The organism is Haloactinospora alba, assembly GCF_006717075.1.
GTDB classification, from domain to species: Bacteria; Actinomycetota; Actinomycetes; order Streptosporangiales; family Streptosporangiaceae; genus Haloactinospora; species Haloactinospora alba.
Genome location: NZ_VFQC01000001.1, coordinates 1,648,680 through 1,668,417, shown reverse-complemented (window position 1 = coordinate 1,668,417; position 19,738 = coordinate 1,648,680). Strand labels below are relative to the sequence as shown.

Annotated in this window: 19 protein-coding genes; 5 read left to right on the top strand and 14 right to left on the bottom strand. The window is 64.5% G+C overall.

What is annotated here, in order from left to right; genetic code table 11:
* Positions 1–347 precede the first annotated feature (347 nt).
* The gene (locus tag FHX37_RS07490) at positions 348–1,319 is read left to right on the top strand and encodes a hypothetical protein (RefSeq protein ID WP_141923073.1); all 972 of its coding nucleotides are present in this window, start codon (positions 348–350) and stop codon (positions 1,317–1,319) included.
* 28 nt (positions 1,320–1,347) lie between these two features.
* Here FHX37_RS07490 and FHX37_RS07485 read toward each other — a convergent pair whose 3' ends face one another.
* On the bottom strand, positions 1,348–1,530 hold the full coding sequence (locus FHX37_RS07485; protein WP_394344482.1) for a hypothetical protein: 183 nt from the start codon (positions 1,528–1,530) through the stop codon (positions 1,348–1,350).
* Here FHX37_RS07485 and FHX37_RS22745 point away from each other — a divergent pair.
* Positions 1,529–1,690: a hypothetical protein gene (locus FHX37_RS22745; protein ID WP_170181449.1), complete on the top strand. Its 162-nt coding sequence runs from the start codon at positions 1,529–1,531 to the stop codon at positions 1,688–1,690. The two genes, FHX37_RS07485 and FHX37_RS22745, sit on opposite strands and share 2 nt — an antisense overlap.
* Before the next feature lie 28 nt (positions 1,691–1,718).
* On the opposite strand, the gene FHX37_RS07480 is transcribed toward FHX37_RS22745, so the two are convergent.
* From FHX37_RS07480 to FHX37_RS07465, 4 genes are all read right to left on the bottom strand, one after another.
* The gene (locus FHX37_RS07480; RefSeq protein WP_246062175.1) at positions 1,719–2,447 is read right to left on the bottom strand and encodes a sugar ABC transporter permease; all 729 of its coding nucleotides are present in this window, start codon (positions 2,445–2,447) and stop codon (positions 1,719–1,721) included.
* 104 nt (positions 2,448–2,551) lie between these two features.
* Entirely contained in the window at positions 2,552–3,433 is an 882-nt protein-coding gene (locus tag FHX37_RS07475; protein WP_246062174.1) for a carbohydrate ABC transporter permease, read from the bottom strand.
* Between the two features lie 128 nt (positions 3,434–3,561).
* Positions 3,562–4,842, bottom strand: a complete 1,281-nt coding sequence (locus FHX37_RS07470) for an extracellular solute-binding protein (RefSeq protein WP_141923066.1) — start codon at positions 4,840–4,842, stop codon at positions 3,562–3,564.
* A 536-nt stretch (positions 4,843–5,378) separates the two neighbouring features.
* Positions 5,379–6,329 (bottom strand): AraC family transcriptional regulator, encoded by a 951-nt coding sequence (locus FHX37_RS07465; RefSeq protein ID WP_141923064.1) that lies wholly within the window; start codon positions 6,327–6,329, stop codon positions 5,379–5,381.
* Positions 6,330–6,411: 82 nt separating this feature from the next.
* Here FHX37_RS07465 and FHX37_RS07460 point away from each other — a divergent pair, with 82 nt between their 5' ends.
* Positions 6,412–7,254 (top strand): NmrA family NAD(P)-binding protein, encoded by an 843-nt coding sequence (locus FHX37_RS07460; RefSeq protein ID WP_141923062.1) that lies wholly within the window; start codon positions 6,412–6,414, stop codon positions 7,252–7,254.
* A gap of 321 nt (positions 7,255–7,575) precedes the next feature.
* On the opposite strand, the gene FHX37_RS07455 is transcribed toward FHX37_RS07460, so the two are convergent.
* Together FHX37_RS07455 and FHX37_RS07450 are read right to left on the bottom strand one after the other, a co-directional pair.
* Positions 7,576–9,471, bottom strand: a complete 1,896-nt coding sequence (locus tag FHX37_RS07455; protein WP_141923060.1) for an AMP-dependent synthetase/ligase — start codon at positions 9,469–9,471, stop codon at positions 7,576–7,578.
* Between the two features lie 285 nt (positions 9,472–9,756).
* The gene (locus FHX37_RS07450) at positions 9,757–10,947 is read right to left on the bottom strand and encodes a Bcr/CflA family efflux MFS transporter (protein ID WP_141923058.1); all 1,191 of its coding nucleotides are present in this window, start codon (positions 10,945–10,947) and stop codon (positions 9,757–9,759) included.
* A gap of 284 nt (positions 10,948–11,231) precedes the next feature.
* Here FHX37_RS07450 and FHX37_RS07445 point away from each other — a divergent pair, with 284 nt between their 5' ends.
* Positions 11,232–12,185 carry a DUF2332 domain-containing protein gene (locus tag FHX37_RS07445; RefSeq protein WP_141923056.1) on the top strand — a complete coding sequence of 318 codons (954 nt, stop codon included), beginning with the start codon at positions 11,232–11,234 and terminating at the stop codon, positions 12,183–12,185.
* 20 nt (positions 12,186–12,205) lie between these two features.
* On the opposite strand, the gene FHX37_RS07440 is transcribed toward FHX37_RS07445, so the two are convergent.
* The 6 genes from FHX37_RS07440 to FHX37_RS07415 form a co-directional block, all read right to left on the bottom strand.
* A complete protein-coding gene (locus FHX37_RS07440; protein ID WP_246062172.1) occupies positions 12,206–13,348 on the bottom strand; it encodes an MFS transporter in 1,143 nt (380 codons plus the stop codon).
* A gap of 126 nt (positions 13,349–13,474) precedes the next feature.
* Positions 13,475–13,903, bottom strand: a complete 429-nt coding sequence (locus FHX37_RS07435) for a MarR family winged helix-turn-helix transcriptional regulator (protein WP_246062171.1) — start codon at positions 13,901–13,903, stop codon at positions 13,475–13,477.
* A gap of 152 nt (positions 13,904–14,055) precedes the next feature.
* A complete protein-coding gene (locus FHX37_RS07430; protein WP_141923051.1) occupies positions 14,056–14,670 on the bottom strand; it encodes a hypothetical protein in 615 nt (204 codons plus the stop codon).
* Positions 14,671–15,157: 487 nt separating this feature from the next.
* Entirely contained in the window at positions 15,158–15,538 is a 381-nt protein-coding gene (locus FHX37_RS07425; RefSeq protein ID WP_141923049.1) for a DUF3037 domain-containing protein, read from the bottom strand.
* Entirely contained in the window at positions 15,535–16,272 is a 738-nt protein-coding gene (locus FHX37_RS07420) for a HipA family kinase (RefSeq protein ID WP_246062170.1), read from the bottom strand. The genes FHX37_RS07425 and FHX37_RS07420 overlap by 4 nt, the downstream gene beginning before the upstream one ends.
* Positions 16,273–16,394: 122 nt before the next feature.
* Positions 16,395–17,435, bottom strand: a complete 1,041-nt coding sequence (locus FHX37_RS07415) for an NAD(P)-dependent alcohol dehydrogenase (RefSeq protein ID WP_141923045.1) — start codon at positions 17,433–17,435, stop codon at positions 16,395–16,397.
* A 232-nt stretch (positions 17,436–17,667) separates the two neighbouring features.
* Between FHX37_RS07415 and FHX37_RS07410 the strand changes: the two genes are divergently transcribed.
* Positions 17,668–18,492: an SAM-dependent methyltransferase gene (locus tag FHX37_RS07410; protein WP_141923043.1), complete on the top strand. Its 825-nt coding sequence runs from the start codon at positions 17,668–17,670 to the stop codon at positions 18,490–18,492.
* 556 nt (positions 18,493–19,048) lie between these two features.
* Here the strand turns inward: FHX37_RS07410 and FHX37_RS07405 are convergent.
* On the bottom strand, positions 19,049–19,588 hold the full coding sequence (locus tag FHX37_RS07405) for a GNAT family N-acetyltransferase (RefSeq protein WP_141923040.1): 540 nt from the start codon (positions 19,586–19,588) through the stop codon (positions 19,049–19,051).
* Positions 19,589–19,738: the final 150 nt, after the last annotated feature.

The following is a 19,738-nucleotide window of genomic DNA, read 5'->3' as shown; positions in this document are numbered from 1 at the left end:
CACTCATTAGCCTTCGTGGAATACCGTGCTTGAGCGCCCACCCGGTGTGGGCCGGCAGGTGGCCGATGGAACCACGTTGTGCCACGCGCCGCGAGGCGACCACCGCACCGGTCCCGCTCTACGCCTCCCCTCCTCCGACTCCATGCCAGGTACCGCTGTTCCCGTGGCATCCGGGGAACGGGGAACTGCCGCCATCCCGGCCCGGCCGCGTCTCCTTCACCAGGAAGCCGTTTGTTGGCGTTTCGCCCATACATGGGACGGAATCGCCCAGTTTCCTGGTTACTGGGCTGTTGAGGAGCATCTCCGGCGCAATGGAAGGAGCGTGTACACGAACCGGGGGAGGACGCATGTCCCGCAAACACCATGCACCGAAACTACTGGTCACAGCCGTGAGCGCGTTCGCACTAACCACCACCGCAACAGCGTCACACGCAGCGGACTATCCCGGTTTCACGGTCAGCCACTACGTGCAGTTCGAGGCCGACAGCTCCCAGGCGGACACGACGCGTGCCAGGAAAGCGGGATGCGCCGCGGGCGGTAAGGGACGCGACGGACCACGTTTCCTCTTCCTCGGCACCCAGGAGAAGGACCAGCAGTTGCGTCCTGCCGGGACCCGGTCCGACAGCCCAACCGGCCGCGTCCCTACCCAGCGCGCCGTGGCCATCGCCGAGGCGTGGAGCGCAGGCTTCACCGAATGCCGCACCAACGGAGCGACCGCCCGTCTCGCCCTGGCCGTCAACAACAAGGAAGACGGTGCTCCCGCCGGTTCGAAAGCCGGAGGCGAGTGGGCGGCCCTGGTCGACGACGCCGCCAACGCCGCCGACAACGCGGCTGTCACTGTGATCGGAGGGTGGGACGCCGAACCCGACTGGTCCTCGCCCTCGTGGGCCCGCGCCTGGGTGAAGGGCTTCACCCAGCGCACCGACCGACAGCTGTACGCCGCCAACGCCGCCAGCGGATGCCCCACCTACGGGTCCTCATCGGTGTCGTGCAGCAACGGCTGGGATCTCTCGGACATGTACCACGTCTCTTCCGGTGCCGCCCCCACCGTCAGTGCCGTTCCCCAGATCTATCGCACGGACGGTGTCCAGGCGCAGCAGTGGGCTGCTGTCAGTTCGTGGGGAGCACAGCACGGCAAGGGCCCACTGCGCTTCGCCGGTTCCCTGTCCCAACGCGTCGCTTGCGAACAGCGGGGAGACTGCACGGGAACGGACAACACGGCGAAAGCCGCATGGAACCAGCTGCGGACGGAACTGAACTCCCACACGGAGACAGAGGTCGGCGCCCTGCCGGCTGCCAGTGATGTGCGTTGGTGGTGACCGCGGGGAGCGCGCCCCTGTGTGAACCTCACGATTTCGTCCCTCCTGCCGTCAGCCCACTCACCAGGTGACGCTGCACCAGGAGGAACACGACAGTCGCGGGGGCGGCGATGAGGACCGAAGCGGCACTCAGCATCCCCCACTCGGCCTTCTGCTGCCCCACGAACTGCCCCAACCCCACCGCAAGGGTGTAGTTACTCTCGGATGTCATGTCCCTGTCCCAACGCGTCGCTTGCGAACAGCGGGGAGACTGCACGGGAACGGACAACACGGCGAAAGCCGCATGGAACCAGCTGCGGACGGAACTGAACTCCCACACGGAGACAGAGGTCGGCGCCCTGCCGGCTGCCAGTGATGTGCGTTGGTGGTGACCGCGGGGAGCGCGCCCCTGTGTGAACCTCACGATTTCGTCCCTCCTGCCGTCAGCCCACTCACCAGGTGACGCTGCACCAGGAGGAACACGACAGTCGCGGGGGCGGCGATGAGGACCGAAGCGGCACTCAGCATCCCCCACTCGGCCTTCTGCTGCCCCACGAACTGCCCCAACCCCACCGCAAGGGTGTAGTTACTCTCGGATGTCATGAACGCTGTCGCATAAGCGACCTCTCCCCACGCTGTGATGAAGGCGTAGAACGCCACGACGGCGACTCCCGGACGGGACAGCGGGAGGATCAGTCTGAAGAATGTTCCCCATGGGCTCAGTCCGTCCATGCGCCCTGCCTCATCAATCTCCACGGGAATGCTGTCCATGTAGCCACGCAACATCCACGCGCAGAACGGTATCGCTATGGTGAGATACGTGAGGATGAGACCCGCGTGGTTGTTGATCAACCCCATTCCGGCGAGAACGTTGTATATCGGAACGATCAGTATGGCAACCGGGAACATCTGGGTGATGAGAAGGGACCACAGAAGCGGCCGCATCCCGGGGAACCTGAAACGACTCAGCGCGTATCCGGTCGTCGCGGCGACGAACACAGCGACCAGTGTCGTTCCGCCGGCCACCACGACGGAGTTGGAAAACCACAACAGAAAAGAACTGGAAGTGAGAACCTGAGTGTAGTTTTCCAGGTTCGGCGAGTAGAACAGCTCGACCTCGGCGGTCTGCCACGCCCCCCGCGGTTTCAACGAGGTCAGAAGTATCCAGACGACCGGAAAAACCGAAACTGCGCTTGCTCCGACAAGAACAGCGTGCCGAGCGGCACCTGCCGAGAGGTGACGCGTAACAGCGCTCACCATGCTTGTCCTCCTCGCCACAATGAACGCTGGTAAACGAATGCCATCACCATCAGGAGCGCGAGTATCAGGATTCCGTACGCCGCCGATCCTCCATAGTCCCTGATCCCCTGGAACGCCATTCGGAAGGCGTAGGTGACGAGAAGCTCGGTGCTGTCACCCGGACCACCCCCGGTGACCAGGTAGATAACGGGAAACTGGTTGAACGTCCATATCGTTCCCAACAGCACCACTGGAGCGCTCACCGGCCGTAGTCCGGGAAGAGTGATGTGGAAGAACCGCTGCAGCGATGAGGCCCCGTCCACGCGGGCCGCCTCATAGTACTCCCGGGGGATCGACTGCAGACCTCCCAAAAGCGCGAGCATCATGAACGGTACGCCGAGCCACACGTTGACGACGATCACCGAGAGTTTCGCGACCGTCGGGTCGTTCAGCCACGCGACCGGAGCGAGCCCCACGTTTTCCAGCGCCGCGTTGATGACCCCGTATTCATGGTTGTAGAGATAGCGCCATATGAAAGCGCTCACGAACGGGGGCACGGCCCAGGGGAGGACCATCAGAACCCGGTACGCCGTCCGCCCGCGAATCGGCCGGTTGAGCAGAATCGCCAGAGCCATTCCCAGGCCGTAGTGCGCAACGACGCACACCACGGTCCAGACAACTGTCCATGCCAGGCGAGGCCAGAAGTCGCCCACCTCTCCCGTGAGGATGGCCAGGTAGTTGTCCGCACCGACGAAGTCATAGCTTGCCGGTATGTCGTTCATACCGATGTCTCGAGCGACGTTGGCTTCGGTGGCGTTCGTCAGGGACAGGTAAAACCCTCGTGCCAGCGGGTATCCGATGAGTACCGCCATGACGATGACGACGGGAGCCGCCATCGTCCAGGCGTAGAAATGGGAAGAGAGGAAATCACGAACCCGCCCACCGCTTCCGTTGCGGTAACGGCCTCCGGGGGGAAGGGGAACGTGGCTCCTGCTGTTTTCCGAGCGCAACGTAGCCATGGTTGTTATTCCCATTCCTCCGGAAGGGAGGAGGAGTATCTGTCGGCAATGGCGTCGAGGGCCTGCTCGGGGGTGGTCTCACCGGATACCGCGGCCGGGATCTCTGTCTCGAACGGTTCGAACAACGTGCCGCTCTGCGGTATCCACACACCGGGTTGGGCGTCCTCAACGACAGGGGTGAACGCGGAGACGGTGTGATTACCGGCGACGCTGTCACGCTCGTACACCGAAGAACGCGTGGGAAGCAGCCCAAGTTCGGCAGCGATTCTGGCCTGGCTCTCCTCTGAGGCCATGAACCGGGTGAACAGGTAGGAGGCGTCCAACTGTTCGGATCCGGCGTAAACGGCATAGTCGTGACCACCGGTGGGCCCGCCCTGGCCTTCCGGTCCCGCCGGAACGGGCGCTACCCCCATGTTGTCCAGGTCCTCGGAAAACGCTGACCCCGCACGTATGTCCTCCATAGCCCAGGGGCCGTTGAAGATCATGGCGACCTCACCCTCCTTGAAGGCGGTCTGCATGGTGGCGTAGGTGTCCGTCAGCGCCGGCTCCGCGGCTGCGCCCGAGTCGATGAGGTCCAGCACCTCCTCGACGGCGGCCACACCCGTGTCGCTGTTGACGGTGATCCGTTTCTCCCGGGTGTCGAGTAGATCCCCGCCGTGCGCGTAGTAGTGCGGGAGAAGGTAGAAACCATCCGAGGCGTTGACGTAGAAACCGTCGGCGTCGGTCTCCTCGGCGACCGTCAGACCGGCTTCACGGAGCTCCTCCATGGTTTCGGGAGGGCTGTCGACTCCGGCCTCCTCCAACAGGTCCTTGTTGTACAACAGCCCCAGTGAGTCCGTGACCTGCGGGACAGCATAGGTTTGTCCCTTGTGTCGTGTGCTTGACAGCGGTGTCTCCAGGAAGTCCTCGCTCTCCTGGAGAGCACGTGTCCCGTCCAACGGGGCCAGATAGCCCAACGAGGCCATCTCCGGTACCCACGCGACATCCACACGCATGACGTCGGGCGCACCCTCACCTGATTGCGCTGCTGTTTTGAAATTGTCCTGGGCGTCGTCGAAAGGTACGTTCTCGTAGTTCACGGTCACCTGGGGGTAGGTGTCGTTGAACTCCTCGACGAGTTCCTCGAACACCGGAGCCTCGTTCGTGGCATCCGAGGTGTCCCAAAAAGTGATCTCGCCGCTGACCTCCTGGGGGTCAGCGGTCTCCTGCTGTTCTCCACCGCTGCCACAGCCGGAAGCGAGCAGGAGCAGAGTGGCGCTCACCGCTCCGAAACACGTGCGTCGCATGGGGGGTCCCCTCCTGGGCCAGGTGGTACTGCCTCTCCTCCTCGCCACGAAACGCAAGGATTGCGCAAAAACTAGCAAGAATTTGCACAAAGAGGAACCCATCACTACAAATACATTTTGTGTTCGTACAAACACACTGGGGAGCGAAACCAGTTAGTGCTTCTCGTTAAAAACAAAAACGAGAAGTAACGCGACGCGCGGCCGCACCCACCGGGTCTCCTGAGTTCCCGAAGCTGACCCGAGGGGCGAATCACGGCGCGGTAGCGTTCCTGTTCGCCCCAGGCACCAACATCGGCACGTGCGCCAAAGCTTGACCGCCCGCGCAACCTTCGCGCGGCCGTCAACAGGCTGGCCAACGCCGTCTTCGACGCCCGTGATCCGCAGTGGCGGAGTGAGGGAATGGCTCGTGCCAGCGATGCTGGACTGCAGGTTGATGTCCTGGTCCGACATCAACCCCTACGGACGCTCCCGCCTGGACATGACCACACGTCTCGACCTCCCGAACCCGTCTCGATGAGGGATGGGCAATCGGACACTCACTTCTTCGAGTCCGATCTCGCTCGGAACTGTCGGGGACTGATCCCACGGTCCCGTTTGAATGCGGTGCTAAGCGCGGATGCGCTGGAGTAGCCGACCTGTCGGGCCGCAGAGTCAATCGTGACCTCTGGCTCATCGAGCAGGTCGGCTGCCAGGTCCAGGCGCCAATCCGTGAGGTAGGCCATGGGCGGCTGACCGACCAGGTCGGTGAAACGGCGCGCCAGTGCTGCCCGAGAGATCCCCACACGGGAAGCCAGCGTGGCCACGGTCCAAGGACGGGCGGGGTCGCTGTGGAGGTCACGTAGCGCCGGGCCGACCACGGGATCGGACAAGGCGCGGTACCCGGTCGGCGCTTGAGCGGGTGAGTGTGCGAACCATGACCGGAGGGTGGTCACGAGCAGCAGGTCCAGTAGCCGGTCCAGGACGGCCTGCTGACCCGGCTCCTCACGGGCGATTTCCTCGGCGAGCAGCTCGATGAGCCCAGCGGCACCCTGCGGCCCACGGGGGAGGACCAACACGGACGGGAGGACGCGAAGGAGCCTGCGGCTGATCTCGCCGGTCATCTGGTATTTGCCGATCAGCATCACCGCGGCATCGTCTGCGGTGTCGTTGCCCCAGGTGCGCGGGCCCAGGTCGATGACATCCCGCAGGTATTCGCCGGTCCTCGCTGTGCGGCGGGGGCCGGGATGAACGACCACCCGGACCGGCGTCGAGGGCGAGTCGGCAAAGGTGAACGGGGCCGGACCGCGCATGATCGCCACGCCTCCGGGCCGCAGGCGCAGCGGTTCTCCTGCTTCGGGAATCACCCAGGCTGTGCCCAGGGTCAGCGCCACGATGCTCAGTTGGGCTTCGTCCTGGACCCGCACCGACCACGGCGGGCTCAGGATCGAGCGCAACATGAAGGCACCCCTGGCCCGCGGGCCAGCGAGGAGACCGGACAACGCATCCACACAGACAGGTTAGACGCTCGAGCACGCCCCCAAGCCTCTCAACCATTCCGCGTCTAGCCGGCGACGGTATGAAATGGGGGTCATGACGACGACGGATGGCAGGAAGACACTGGTTCTGGCCGGGACGGGCAAGACGGGGCGGCGGGTAGTCGAACGCCTCACCGCGCGAGGAGTGCCCGTACGGGTCGGCTCGCGCAGCACTACCCCGCCTTTCGACTGGCGCGACCAGGCCACCTGGGAGCCAGCCCTGCAGGGTGTGGGGGCGGCGTACGTGGCCTACCACCCAGACGCCGCGTTCCCGGGGGCTGCGAAGACAGTGGGTGCCTTCGCCGAACTCGCGGTAAGCTGCGGCGTCACGCGGCTGGTGCTGTTAGCCGATCGTGGCGCGAGCGAAGCCGAGCGCTGCGAAGAGGCCGTGCGCGAGTCCGGCGCCGAGTGGACCGTCGTGCGCACCGGTTTCATTTCCCAGAACTTCAGTGAAGACGTCCTCGCTGACGCGGTCCGCACGGGTGTGGTGGCGCTGCCGGCAGGCCGGGTGGCCGAGCCCTTCATTGATGCCGAGGACATCGCGGACGTCGCGAGCGCAGCACTCACCGAGGATGGCCACGTCGGGGAGACCTATGAGGTGACCGGTCCGCGGCTGCTGACGTTCGCCGAAGCAGTTGCGGAAATAGGCGAGGCCACCGGGCGCACGTTGCGCTACCAGCCGGTCAGTCTGGAGCAGTTCACCCAGCGGCTGAAGGAACAGGCGACGCCGGCCGCCTTCGCCAGGCCGTTGGCCGACCTTATGGCTGAGGTCTTCGATGGCCGCAGGGCTCGTTTGGCCGATGGAGTCCAGCGCGCTCTCCGTCGAGAGCCGCGGGATTTCAGGGACTATGTCCGCGCCACGGCAGCTACCGGGGTCTGGTCTCCCGGCTTTCAGTGAAGCACGCATGGTCTGGTCAAGGCAGGGTTGTCGGCAACGCCGAGGGCCGGAAGCGCAGTCGGAAGTAGCCGCCTGTCGGTCACGACGCTCTGAAAACGCGGGAGGATCGTGAGATGGACCTGCGGTGTCTCACATCGGTGGAGCTGCGTGTCGGGGGCCAACCGTACGCCCACCCGGCATGAGCGAGACGATCACTGGCTACGCCCGCTGCCCCACCGACGAGCAGGACATCACCGCCCGGCCCTGGCCTCGATCAAACAACGCTCGCTGGGCAGGCAGGTCCATCTTCGCCGATCTCGAAGGGAACCCGCCGCACCGCCCCTACTCGTGCTGGTGCTGCGCCTGCCGGTACAAGCCGTCGATCTCCTCGGCAAAAGCCCGCAGCACGGCAGCACGGCGCAGTTCCCCCGAGCTCAGCACCAATCCGCTCTGAACCGTGAACTCCTCGGCGAGGATGTGGAAGGCACGTATCTGGGCCGCGGCGGGGGCCGCACCGTTCGCCTCCTGCACCACACCCTGGATCTCTGCCACCATGTCCGGGGCAGCGGCGATCTCCTGCGGAGACATGGCCAACGGCCTGCCGTTGACGAGGCGCCAGTACTCCAACTGATCACCGGCCAGTGTGACGAGCGCAGTCGTGAACGGCCGCCCCTCACTGATCACCAACGCCTGGCTCACCAGCGGATGCGTACGCAACCGCTGCTCCAGCTCGTCCACGTACTCACCGGCCGGGTCAGCTGGTGCTTTCTCCGGGAGCCGCGTCCCTGTCGCGGAGCCCTCGTCCCTCTCCGCTGGCTCGTTCCCATCGCCGGAAGCCGAACCAGCAGCGTGGGGGGACAGCCACTCCCCCACAGAAACGTAACCGTCCGGGTCGACCGTTCCGGCTACCCCGCTGGCGAGCCAACCGTCACGAAACGCAGCCCGGCTCGCCTCCACATCGTTCCAGTAACCAGAGAAAACCCCGGGTCCCCGCACGTACAGTTCCCCGGTTCCCGAGACCCGCACCTCAACGTCTCGAAGCGGTTGCCCGGCGGTTCCGGAACGTCGCTTACCCGGGGCGCTGGCAGCTATCGCGTGAGCGGTTTCCACCGTGCCGAACGCGTGGTAGACGGGGATCCCGGCTCCGTTGAAGAACCGGTCCACCCACAGGGGAAGCGCACCACCAGCACACACGACGAACCGGACCCGCCCACCCAGGGCTTCCCGGAGCCGGGAAAAGATCCAGTCGTACATCGCGCGTGAGACACGCCGCCAAGCCCCCTTACGCTCGGCCTTGTCGAACTCGATCGCCACATCCGTCGCTGCCTCGAACGAGTTGAGGTTGTCCCATCCGCTCTCACGCATCCGTGCCCTTTCCTGGGCGTGGACACGTTCCAACACCCGAGGAAGCGTCACCAACACCGTGGGGCGGAACACTCGCAGCTCGTTCAGTAGCGAGTTCCCCTCCTCCAAGAGTCCCACCCGCACCTGGCCCAGTACACAGGCCACAAGCGTCGTCTGCGCGAAGCCGTCCGCCAAGGGCGCGTGCAACAACGTGCACTCCCGCCCGTCCCGGGACTCCACACCCGGCCGCATACGCTCGGCGAGGCGCTCACCGACAGCCAGCAGGTTCCCCTGCGTCAGCACCGCCCCCCGGATCGGCCTCGTGGTGCTCGCGGGGTACGTGATGAGCGCGGGATCCTCCCGCGAGGCCTCCTCACGACGGAACCGCACCGCTGTGGGGTCGATGTAGGTTCCCGGACGAGTGATCGCCTCCAACCCCGCCTCGTCCAACCGCCAGATCCTGGCCAGATCGGTCAGCTCGTGGCCGATCCCGGACACGGTCGAGGCATGGCGCCCGTCCTCGAGCACGATCGCGGCAGGACGGCAATCGCGCATGACGCGCCGCAGCCGCTGTTGCGAACACCGGGGATGGACCGGAACGACAACGGCCCGTACCACCCACGCTGCGAACGCGAGCATCACCCACTCGTAGCGGGTACCGCACACCAGCACCACCCGGTCGCCCGCCCCGATACCAGCAGCGATCATCCCCTTCGCCGCCGCGGTCACCTCACCAAGGAACCCGCTCGCGCTGATTTCCTCCCAGGCACCCTCGGAGGTCTGGCGTGAGAACATCCCAGCCCGCGGGCTGGTGTTGGCATGCTCGTATACCACGTCCCCCAACCCGTTGAACTGAGCTGCCTGGGACAACAGATCGGGCCGCGACTGCCGCATGGCCGACTCATCCTTCCACCGGCCGGGCCGTGGCACAGACCACCACCCGTAACCTCACATGTCACCTGGATGTGCCCCACTGTGCCCGCATCACACACTCGGCGGCAACTTCCCCGAATGTCGAACCCGTAAGACATCGGAGAAATCACTAACAGTTACTCGCACTGTTTCCCACACAGCACAGAGACCGGCATAAAACACCAAAATTCAACGGCTCCGCTGGAACACCGAAAACCGTCCCGGGGAGGTACAACACCCGCCCTCCGGATACAGGATCATCCGACCTCAACTGACCGAACGAGCAGCGCTCCGTCCCAGCACGGCGAACACCACAGCGGAAGCCGCCCCCACGGACACCATCACCACGGCCATACTCGCCAAGGTGGCCTCGCCCGTAGCCGTCAGACCGGCCAGCGCCGCCAGGCCACCACCCAACGCGAACTGCATCGATCCCATCAGCGCCGACGCCGTTCCCGCCACCGCCGGGGGCTGGCTGGAGATAGCCAGGGTCGTCGCGTTCGGGAACACGAACCCGACGCTGAACATCATGCCGAAAAAGACCACGGTCAGCGACAGCAAACCGGCCGACCCGGTTGCCGCCAGCAGCGACATGGTCACTACCGCCACCAGCGCCCCGGTCAACCCCGCTGCCAGCCGCCGCGCGGTCTCGACACGCCCGATGAGAAAACCGTTGAGCTGCGTCCCGATGATGATCCCCAACGTATTGACCGCAAATATCAGGCTGAACTGCTGTGCTGTAGCGCCGAACTGGTTCTGCGAAACGAACGAGAACGACGACACATAAGTGAACATCATCCCGAAACTCAGGCCCAGGGTCAGAGCAGGACCCACAAACCGCGCATCACGCAACAACGCTCCGACCGTCCGCGCAAGCTCCGCCGGCCTCATCTCCCGGCGCTCGCTCCTGGGAAGGCTTTCCGGCAACCAGAAAAACACCACCACCAGTGTCAGAGTGGACACTCCTCCAATGACACCAAAGGTGAGCTGCCACGGCCCCAACAACAACAGTTGCCCGCCGAGGATCGGCCCCAGGAGCGGAGCCATCCCGGTCACCAGCATCAACCGGGTGAAGAAACGCGCCGCGTGATCGCCCTCGAAAAGGTCACGGACTACCGCCCGCGCGATCACCGCACCGGCAGCACCGGCCACCCCCTGCACGAACCGCAGAGCAACAAGCACCGGAGCCGAAGGAGCCAGCATGCACGCGAACGTTGTCACAGTGAACACAGTGACGCCGAGCAACAACGGCAGACGCCGCCCCAGCCCGTCACTCAACGGTCCGATAACCAACTGACCCACACCCAGGCCAAGCATGATCGCTGTCAGCGTCAGCTGGATCTGGGACTCGGGAGCGTTCAGGTCACGAGCGATCTGTGGGAACGCCGGAAGGTACAGGTCGGTCGACAACGGCCCCGTCGCGGTCAACGCACCCAGAACCAACACGAGCAACGCCATGGCCCGACGCGACCGCGGAACACCGGAAGAACCACTGCCATCCGCCCCCGGTCCGGACCGGGATAAACGAGACAAGCGCACGCGCACTCCATCCACATGACGACTACGGCTATCGACGAGCTACACCATCGCCAACAGGTACGCCCACACGCGCCATCCCACACACCGTGGAGCGCCCGACATGACCTACGTTACGCTCCACCACTCCCTCGCGGCGTTTCGAGGGAGACCGTCCGGGCAACAGTCATGGCAACCCACGAGCTGCCCCAGAGAAAACACCCCCCATGTCAAAACCCGACATCGCGGAGCGATACCACCGGTTCGCCTGCCACGAAGCACACCCCACCTCCCCTCTCTACACACAGCTGGCACTCGGTGTCGCGTCCGACCCAGCCATACTCGCCCTACTCAACACCCTGCCCGCTGGCCAACACCACCCCACCCTCCTCTTCGCCAGCACCCGCTACCTCACAGGCACCCCTGCCGGCTTCCCCGAGTTCCGCGAAACCCTCTTCGCACAGTGGCACCGGATCGCCGCCCACATGCAGCGCAACCACACCCAAACCAACGAGCCAGCCCGCTGCGCTCCCGTGTACCCCGTCCTGGGAACGCTCCCCCAGCCCCTGACCCTGATCGAGCTGGGAAGCTCGTCAGGGTTGTGCCTTCACCCCGACCGCTACGCCTACGAGGTCAACGGCACCACACTGGGAGCCCCCGACTCCCCCGTCCGCATCACATGCCGGTCCCGGGGCCACCTGCCGCAGAGCACCCCACCACACGTAACCCGCCGCATCGGGATCGACCTCGCGCCGTTGGACCCGCGCTCCCCCGAGGACCGCGACTGGCTCCGTTCCCTCGTATGGCCGGAACACCACGAACGCGCGGCACGGTTGGAGTCGGCGCTGCGCCTGGCCGCCACCGAACCGGTCCACGTCCTGCACGGAGACGCCACCAGTCTGTTGCCCGAGGCCGTCGCCGCGGCCCCGCCCGGCACCACGATCGTGGTTACCCACACGACGACGTTGACCTACCTGGCACCGGAAGAGCGCCGGGTGCTCGCGAAACAGATCCAGCACCATGGTCTGCACTGGATCGCTCAGGAGAACCCCGACGCCCTCCCGTTCCCGAGCGGGGTCACCCGCCCCGCGCAGCACGGCAACTCACTTCTGCTCGCACACAACACACGCCCGTTGGCATGGACCGACCCGCACACCGGCGACATGTGCTGGCTTTCGTGACCACCGGCGCCCGCTGGCGGCTAGTGGGCAGCCAACGCTCCCAGATGATGGCGACGCAGCACCAGAAGTCCGACCGCCGCCGCACAGCACACGGCCCCCACGCAGTAGGGAAGGAGCGGACTGACCTCCTCGCCCAGTTTCGTCGCGATGAACGGTGCCATGGCTCCCCCCATCCACCGGACGAAGTTGTAGCCCGCGGATGCGACCGACCGGGGAGCGTCGGACACCTCCATCGCGGCCTCCGTGAACACTGTGTTGTTCAGACCGATGGGAACCCCGGTCCCTACCACGAACACCACGACGGCCCATCCGGGCGCGAACGCTCCGGCGGCAACGATCGCTACCTGCAGGACCAGTAGCGCTCCCAACGCCAGATGCAGTGTGGGAACCATTCCGACCCGCTCCTGCAGTCGTGGCGCAACGAACACCGACGAGACCGCTACCAGCACACCCCAGGAGAAAAAGACCGTACCGATACCATAGGGCGACATTCCCAACATGAATGGTGTGAACGCCAGTATGGTAAAGAAGGCGAAATTGTAGAACAGAGCGGTAAAAGCGGTCGTGGAAAGGCCGCCGTGCGCCAGCGCGCGCAACGGATCACTGATCCGGGTCCGAACCATGGGCCTGGCCTGCTCCCGCAGCAGAACGGAAATGAGCACGAATCCGACGGCCATCAGCACGGCAGTACCGAAGAACGGGCCACGCCAGTGCCAATCCCCCAGGACCGCACCCATCAACGGCCCGGAAGCGATACCGACCCCCAGCGCCGCCTCGTACAGCACGATCGCCGACTCCGTACCACCACTGGCTGCGCCCACGATCACGGCAAGCGCCGTAGCGATGAACATCGCGTTGCCCAGCCCCCAGCCGGCACGGAACGCGACCAGCTCGCCCACCGAGGTGGACATCCCCGACAGGGCAGCGAACACCACCACCAGTGCCAAGCCCAACAGGAGCGCCTTCTTGCCCCCGATCCTGCTGGAGACGAAACCCGTCACCAACATCGCCACCGCGGTGACCAGAAAGTAACTGGTGAACAGGAGCGACACCTGGCTCGGGGCCGCGTCCAACCCTTCGGCGATGGACGGAAGGATCGGGTCAACCAGACCTATCCCCATGAAGGCGACGACCGCGGCGAACGCGGTCGCCCACACCGACACCGGTTGACGCCACGGACTCGCCCGGCCCACGCCCCGGGACGTTTCCGAAGGGATGGATAACGCACTGCTGTCGGACATGATGACCCCGTAACCTCCGTAACCAACAACGGAACCGACCAGACGGCCCTAGTGCCGCCGCCCGCTCAACTTGGCCAGCGCGGGCAGGGCGGCCTCCACGGCTTCCCGCTCCGCAGCGCTCAACTGCTGCAGACGCGCCTCAAGATCAGCCATCCGGGCAGACTTGCCCTCCGAGAGCAGCTGCCGCCCGTACTCGCTCAGCTCCACGACCACGACGCGAGCGTCCCCGGCATCACTGTCCCGCCTCACCGCCCCCATCTCCTCGAGCTTGGAGATGTGGGCGGTCATCGTCGGGGTCCGAACGCCGTGCTCCTCGGCCAGGGCCGTGACCCGCCGATTCCCTGACTCCAGCGATCCCAGAATCGCCAGGTGCTGCGAGGAAACACGCTGGTCGGCAGCGGCCTGCCGCATCACCAACACCAGTCCGCGCAGAACCGAATAAAGCTCGGAGGTCAGGCCGTGGGGCTGTAACGTCACCCGCCCACCATAAAATTAGCTAGGCTAACTAATCAAACGAGCGGGCCACCGACCTCCGACCATCAGCGATGCACCCCAACCACCGTCGACACCACAGCAGACCGCCCCTCCCCGGTGCGCGAGCGACACAGCGGCAAGTCCCACAACCGGGATCAGTTCTCCACCAGAGTCCGGGAAACCACATCCGTGGTGGTCAGGATGGTGAACTCGCGTTCCTCCTCGGTCAGTACCTTGATGAACCCCGGCTCGGTGTCGAACACGTAGCCGACGATGACCCCGCGACTCTTCGTATCGATGCGCTCGAGCCCCATCCACGGCGTCTGCACCAGGACGGCGAGTGCCAGAACCGCGATCACCGACGACAGGGTGAAACTACGGAAGACCGCCAGAACGACGTTATGGGAACGACCGGTGCGCCAGGTAAGGCGCGCGCCAACGACAACCGCGGCGACCAGGACCACAACCAGCAGCAACCACCACATATGGAAGGTCGATACCAGCGCGACCATGACGGCGCCGAGCGGAGCGACCAGCAACAGGGTCCTCCACTCCCGGCTCCGCCCCGCAGGTGGCCAGGCAAGATCCACGGAAGCGATCGCCAGAATCCAGGCCACCAACACCCCGGTGAAAGTCGCATCGCCCATGAGGGTGCCGAAAACGATCCCGAGCACGCCGCCGAAATCGACGGTGTCCACCACCGCGGAGGCCGTGTTCCAGTCCCAGTCGGCAACGGCCATGAACCGCAGGATCAGGAAGAGCACCGCCACACCGGCCGAAGAGGTAACCCCCAGGGGCCACCCCGCCGCGCCATCGTTTCCGTCCCCTGCCCCGAGCACGACACGCCCCCCGTATCGACACCGTCGGGCGCAGTGTATGGCCCGTGCCCCCGAATGGTCGGGAACGCCACGGCACGGCCCACCGGATCACGGACACGGTGTGAACCACCGTCCGAAGCGTCGACGCTCCCGATCGCCGCAACCGCCCCAAACCCGTCACGTGCCCGGGAGTCGGACGGCAACGAAGCAACGATCTCGGACCCTCACCAACCCGTGGGCCGCTGTGTACCGAGCCGCCATAGGCGGCGGCCGCTCCCGACTTCCAACGCCCCCGGGGGGTTGAGGAACAGGCGTGCCCACCACCGGCACATGGCCGGGAGGGACCTGCCGTGCTCGGTGCGTGTGGCTGGGCCGCGGGCAACGCGGGGTGACCGCGTTCCGCAGAACGGTTCCTCACGGGTGATGGGCCACCGGTGTCTCACCGCACCAGCAGGTCCACCAACCGCTCCAGTTCCTCTTCCGGATCGGCGGTAAGCCCGGTATGCACCGGCCCCGGTTGGACAACCGTGCTGCGCGGTGCCGTGAGCCAGCGGAACCGGCGTCCCGGATCCTCCCGGGCCACGGCACCAGCGCTCTGGTCGCCGCGACATATCGTCTCCACCGAAGCCAGATACCGCTGCACACCGTGGACATCGGCTGTGGCGTCCAACGCGTGGAGTCGTTCGACGTCCAGTGCGCAACAGGCCCCCAGGAAACCCAGTGGCTTGCAGTACACGATGACTCCAGCGTTGAGCAGCTCACCACGCTCGGGCCGGGGGACGACACGGACCAGAGCGTACTCGAAGACTTGTCGGCTCACTGTGATACCTCCGGAAGCCAGTCGTACGTCTCGGCTCGGGTGAGGAGGTACTTGACGTAAGCGTCCCGCACTTCCGCGGCAGAGCCGAAGCCCGGTTCACCCTCCAACCATTCGTCCGGGACCAGAGCGACCACATCCTCCAACAACCTGCGGTCGACCCGTTTCCGTAACTTCTCATCAGCCGCGGCGAGATCGGGAGCGACGGTGAGGAGGACATGCTCGGAAACGTCGTACGGCCGCCGTACGGAGGAGTCGGCTCCCTGCCAGTTGTGGTGGAATATCAAGGTCGCGCCGTGGTCGATCAGGTACGGCCGGTCATGCCAAACCAGCATGTTCGGATTGCGCCAGGTGCGATCCACATTGTTCACGAACGCGTCAAACCAAACGACGCGTCCCGCCAGATCCGGATCGATGTCGAACACGAGAGGGTCGAATCCCAGAGCTCCTGGCAGGAAGTCCATCCCCAGGTTGGTTCCGTCGGAGGCCCTCAGCAGTTCCTGCACCTCCGGATCCGGTTCTCCCCGGGCTATGACGGCGTCGAACTGTGCCAGCACCAGCCTCGGAACCGGCAGGCCCAGTCGACGTGCCAGTTCTCCGGCGATGACCTCGGCGATCAGGGTCTTACGCCCCTGTCCCGCCGCCAGGAACTTGACGACGTACATCCCCAGGTCATCGGCTTCGACGAGTCCGGGAAGCGATCCTCCTTCTCGTAGAGGTGTTGTGTATCTCGTCACCTTTGTTGTTCTGAGCACTTTTTTAGTGTAACAAACCACTACCTTTACAGTGTAGATTTTTTACGACATCTCTTCACACGCACGAGGAAAGCAGAGAAATTCCTGGCTCCAGAAACGGCCGGCTAAGCGCCCGGGACAATCACAGCGCGCCCGTGGATGTCTCCGGACCTCATCCTTTCGTACACCCGGGGCCCGTCCTCCAGGGAGAAACGCTGAACCTCCACCGAAACCGCCCCTCTGGCCGCCAGGTCGATCAGCTCGATGAGCTCCGGCCTCCCTCCCCAGTAGGTTATGGCAGCACGAGTCCCGAAAGGGACCGAACCGAACGACACGGGAAATGAGCCGTCAGCAATTCCGACTATGTTCACGTCGGAATCCATCCCGGCCATCCTGGACGCCATATCCGTGGTTGCCTTTGCCCCGACGAAGTCGAACACCGCGTCCGCACCGGCTCCCCCTGTCAGGTCCCGCAGGTGTTCCGCGGCGTCGGTGTTCGAGGGAAAAACGTGGTGGGCTCCGCTCTGCCGCGCCAGTTCCCGACTCTGCTCACGGGTGTCCAAAGCGACCACTGTCGCGGACGAGACGGCGCGCAGCAGCTGGATAGCCACATGTCCCAGCCCCCCAGCACCGATAACGACCGCCGTGCTTCCCGGGAACAGCCGGTCAAGGGAGCGTTTGACCACGTGGTACGGCGTCAGCCCCGCATCCGTGAGAGGAACGGTTTCCACAGGATCCATACCCCCGATGGGAACCACGTGACGTTCCGCGTCCACCAGGAGGTACTCGGCCAACGCACCGGGAGCTCCCAGCCCCGGGGGCCTGATCCCCAACCTCCCGGCGTGGGGACAGTAGTTCTCCATGCCACGTGAGCAGTTCCGGCACAACCCGCACCCCCACGGACCGTAGACCACGACGGACTCACCCTCGGAGACACCGTGGACACCGTCTCCCAGCGCCTCGACACGACCAGCGGCCTCGTGTCCCAGCGTCAACGGGAGCGGGTACGGGAAGCCGTCGGCCGGCCAACTCATCACCGCCAGGTCCGAATGGCACACTCCGGCCGCGGTAACCCTCAACACCAGTTGTCCCGGCCCCGGTTCGGGAACCGGAACGTCGGTGACCCTGGGAGGGTCGCCGACGTTGGTGTACTGCACGGCTCGCACAGTCCGTTCCCCCCTTACCCCACTGTTTCGTACCAGGCTCTCGTTCCGTTCCTCCCCTCTTTCCAGGTCCGCTCGGATCATGCGCCGCACCGCAGAAACACAAATCGGACGAATAGGACGCACAGGTGCAAATTATGTTCAGTTGTTTGACTTCCTCCCCCTCCCACTGTGCGATCCTGTGGTTAGGGTAAGCATCGGAGCATACGATCAGCAGCGAAGGTGGTGTCGGGTTATGACGGAACACCAAACAAGGAACGATTTCCCTCCAGAGATCGACATGAAGACGCCGAGCGTCGCCCGCATGTACGACTATCTTCTCAAAGGGAAGGACAATTTTGAGATCGATCGTCGCGCCGTGGAGGAGATGCTGAAACAGATACCGGAGATGTTCCGGTTCAGTCATGACAACCGGGCTTTTCTCAGCCGCGCTGTCGAGTACGTATCGCACGAAGGAATAGACCAGTTCCTGGATCTCGGCGCCGGTCTACCAACAGCAGAAAACACTCATGAGGTCGCTCAGCGAGTGAATCCGGACGCCCGGGTCATTTATGTTGACAAAGACCCGATCGTCCTCGCTCACGGTCGGGCCATACTCGAGGACAATCCAAATACGAGCGTCATCACAGCTGACATCACGGACACCGACGCGGTGTTGGAAGAGTCGGTTTCCACCTCGATTCTCGACTTCGACCGGCCGGTGTGTGTCATGCTGGTATCAATGCTGCATTGCATACCCGACGAACAGGATCCTTTTGGTCTGGTGCACCGTATATTCGACCGCCTGACCCCGGGGTCCGCGTTGATCTACTCGCACCTGGTCTCCAACGAGGCGGAATCCCGCCAGTGGCTTACTGACAAGGTGCACTCGCTGGGTACCGAGTGGGGCCGGGTGCGTACTCCCGAGGAGGCGGGAAGGGTGTTCCAGGGTCTGAACGTCGTCGACCCCGGAGAGGTCGACTGCGCAACATGGCGCGCACCGGAACGTCATCCCTCCCGGGTTCCGCAGGACCCCGGACAGCGCATCTGGGAGCACTCGGGGGTCGCGTTCAAACCATAGAACGGCCGCAGGACGAACGAGAAACGCCGCTTCGTCGCTGTCTCCGACAGGCTCCGTAGGGGTAACGGCAAAGCGAGGATCCTGTATGTTCGGACACGTTCTGCCCCGTCCCCTGAGAAAGGGAGCGCAGAACCGTCAGAGCACGCTCACCTGAGCCATAGGGAACGAGAAGATGGTCATGGAGGTATCCCGCAATGACGTTGCACGGGGTCTTCCCTTCCGCGAGGGTGGAAGGGTCCGTGGACGTCATCCCTACCGAATCCAGCGCCGCGTTCACGCGTATAGTGATCCACGCAGCAGCGAAGCCATAGCTCAGCTTCGCTCTCTCGACCTCCCTCCTCGTGCATACGACGGTCGGACGCTCGTCCTCGGCGACCGTGGCCGCGGGTTCCTCCACCCCGGGGCCACTCCCCGGGGCGCGTCAGTATACCCGTAGGGTCCGGAAACATTTCCAGCTGAATTTGCAAAAGTAAACGCCCGGGGTCGTTCCCAGCCCTTCCTCCGCCACTTTCCGTTCACCCCTCCCCTGTTCTCCCGTCCGCTGGCACTCCTGTTTTTATACCCCTTCCCTGATGTCGTCAGGGCGGACGCGAAACACCTGGAGGAGTATGCCATAGTATTTATCAGTTTCTCCGACCCATTCCATTCCCAAACCTCGCGCCGTTGCTATGGCCCTCGTGTTGTTCGGACGCGCCACCGCAAAAAGTTCCTCGACTCCCTGGCCAAACGCCCATCGGACCAGCGGGCGGCTCGCCTCGGTCGCGTAGCCCCTTCCCCACATGTCGGGCCGGATCTGCCAGCTGAGTTCGAAATCCTCCTCGAAGGGCGGTAGCAGCCGCAGAGAGACCCCGCCGACCACCTGGTCGTCCTCGCGGCGGACAAGCGCCCAACGGCCGGCGGGCGGGACCATGTTGGGCTGTGCCTCGATCCACGCCTGCAACACGAGGCGCATCGTAGCGACGTCGGTCACGAGCTCCATCTCCGGAGCCAACCACCGCGCCACGTCCTCGGCGCCGTACACCGCCAGGGCCGCCTCAGCGTCCGTGACTCTCCACTCCCGGATGACCAGACGCTCTGTATGTATCTCGGTCGCCATGGGGCGATGCTATGGCGTTGTGGTTCCTTTGTCTGGTTGTTGTTGGTGTGTTGTGTTCTTTGTTCCTTTTATTCTATTTTAACTATCCTTTCCTTTACAGTGTAGATTCCATTGGAAGCCGCGGAGGTCGGGACTCAGCTGTGAAACTCA

What these genes read in the sequence shown, in the direction of transcription:
- FHX37_RS07490 (WP_141923073.1), top strand. Translation starts at nt 348, where the DNA reads ATGTCCCGCAAACACCATGCACCGAAACTACTGGTCACAGCCGTGAGC.
- FHX37_RS22745 (WP_170181449.1), top strand. Translation starts at nt 1,529, where the DNA reads ATGTCCCTGTCCCAACGCGTCGCTTGCGAACAGCGGGGAGACTGCACG.
- FHX37_RS07485 (WP_394344482.1), bottom strand. Translation starts at nt 1,530, where the DNA reads ATGACATCCGAGAGTAACTACACCCTTGCGGTGGGGTTGGGGCAGTTC.
- FHX37_RS07475 (WP_246062174.1), bottom strand. Translation starts at nt 3,433, where the DNA reads ATGGCGGCTCCCGTCGTCATCGTCATGGCGGTACTCATCGGATACCCG.
- FHX37_RS07470 (WP_141923066.1), bottom strand. Translation starts at nt 4,842, where the DNA reads ATGCGACGCACGTGTTTCGGAGCGGTGAGCGCCACTCTGCTCCTGCTC.
- FHX37_RS07460 (WP_141923062.1), top strand. Translation starts at nt 6,412, where the DNA reads ATGACGACGACGGATGGCAGGAAGACACTGGTTCTGGCCGGGACGGGC.
- FHX37_RS07455 (WP_141923060.1), bottom strand. Translation starts at nt 9,471, where the DNA reads ATGCGGCAGTCGCGGCCCGATCTGTTGTCCCAGGCAGCTCAGTTCAAC.
- FHX37_RS07450 (WP_141923058.1), bottom strand. Translation starts at nt 10,947, where the DNA reads ATGGCGTTGCTCGTGTTGGTTCTGGGTGCGTTGACCGCGACGGGGCCG.
- FHX37_RS07445 (WP_141923056.1), top strand. Translation starts at nt 11,232, where the DNA reads ATGTCAAAACCCGACATCGCGGAGCGATACCACCGGTTCGCCTGCCAC.
- FHX37_RS07410 (WP_141923043.1), top strand. Translation starts at nt 17,668, where the DNA reads ATGACGGAACACCAAACAAGGAACGATTTCCCTCCAGAGATCGACATG.
- FHX37_RS07405 (WP_141923040.1), bottom strand. Translation starts at nt 19,588, where the DNA reads ATGGCGACCGAGATACATACAGAGCGTCTGGTCATCCGGGAGTGGAGA.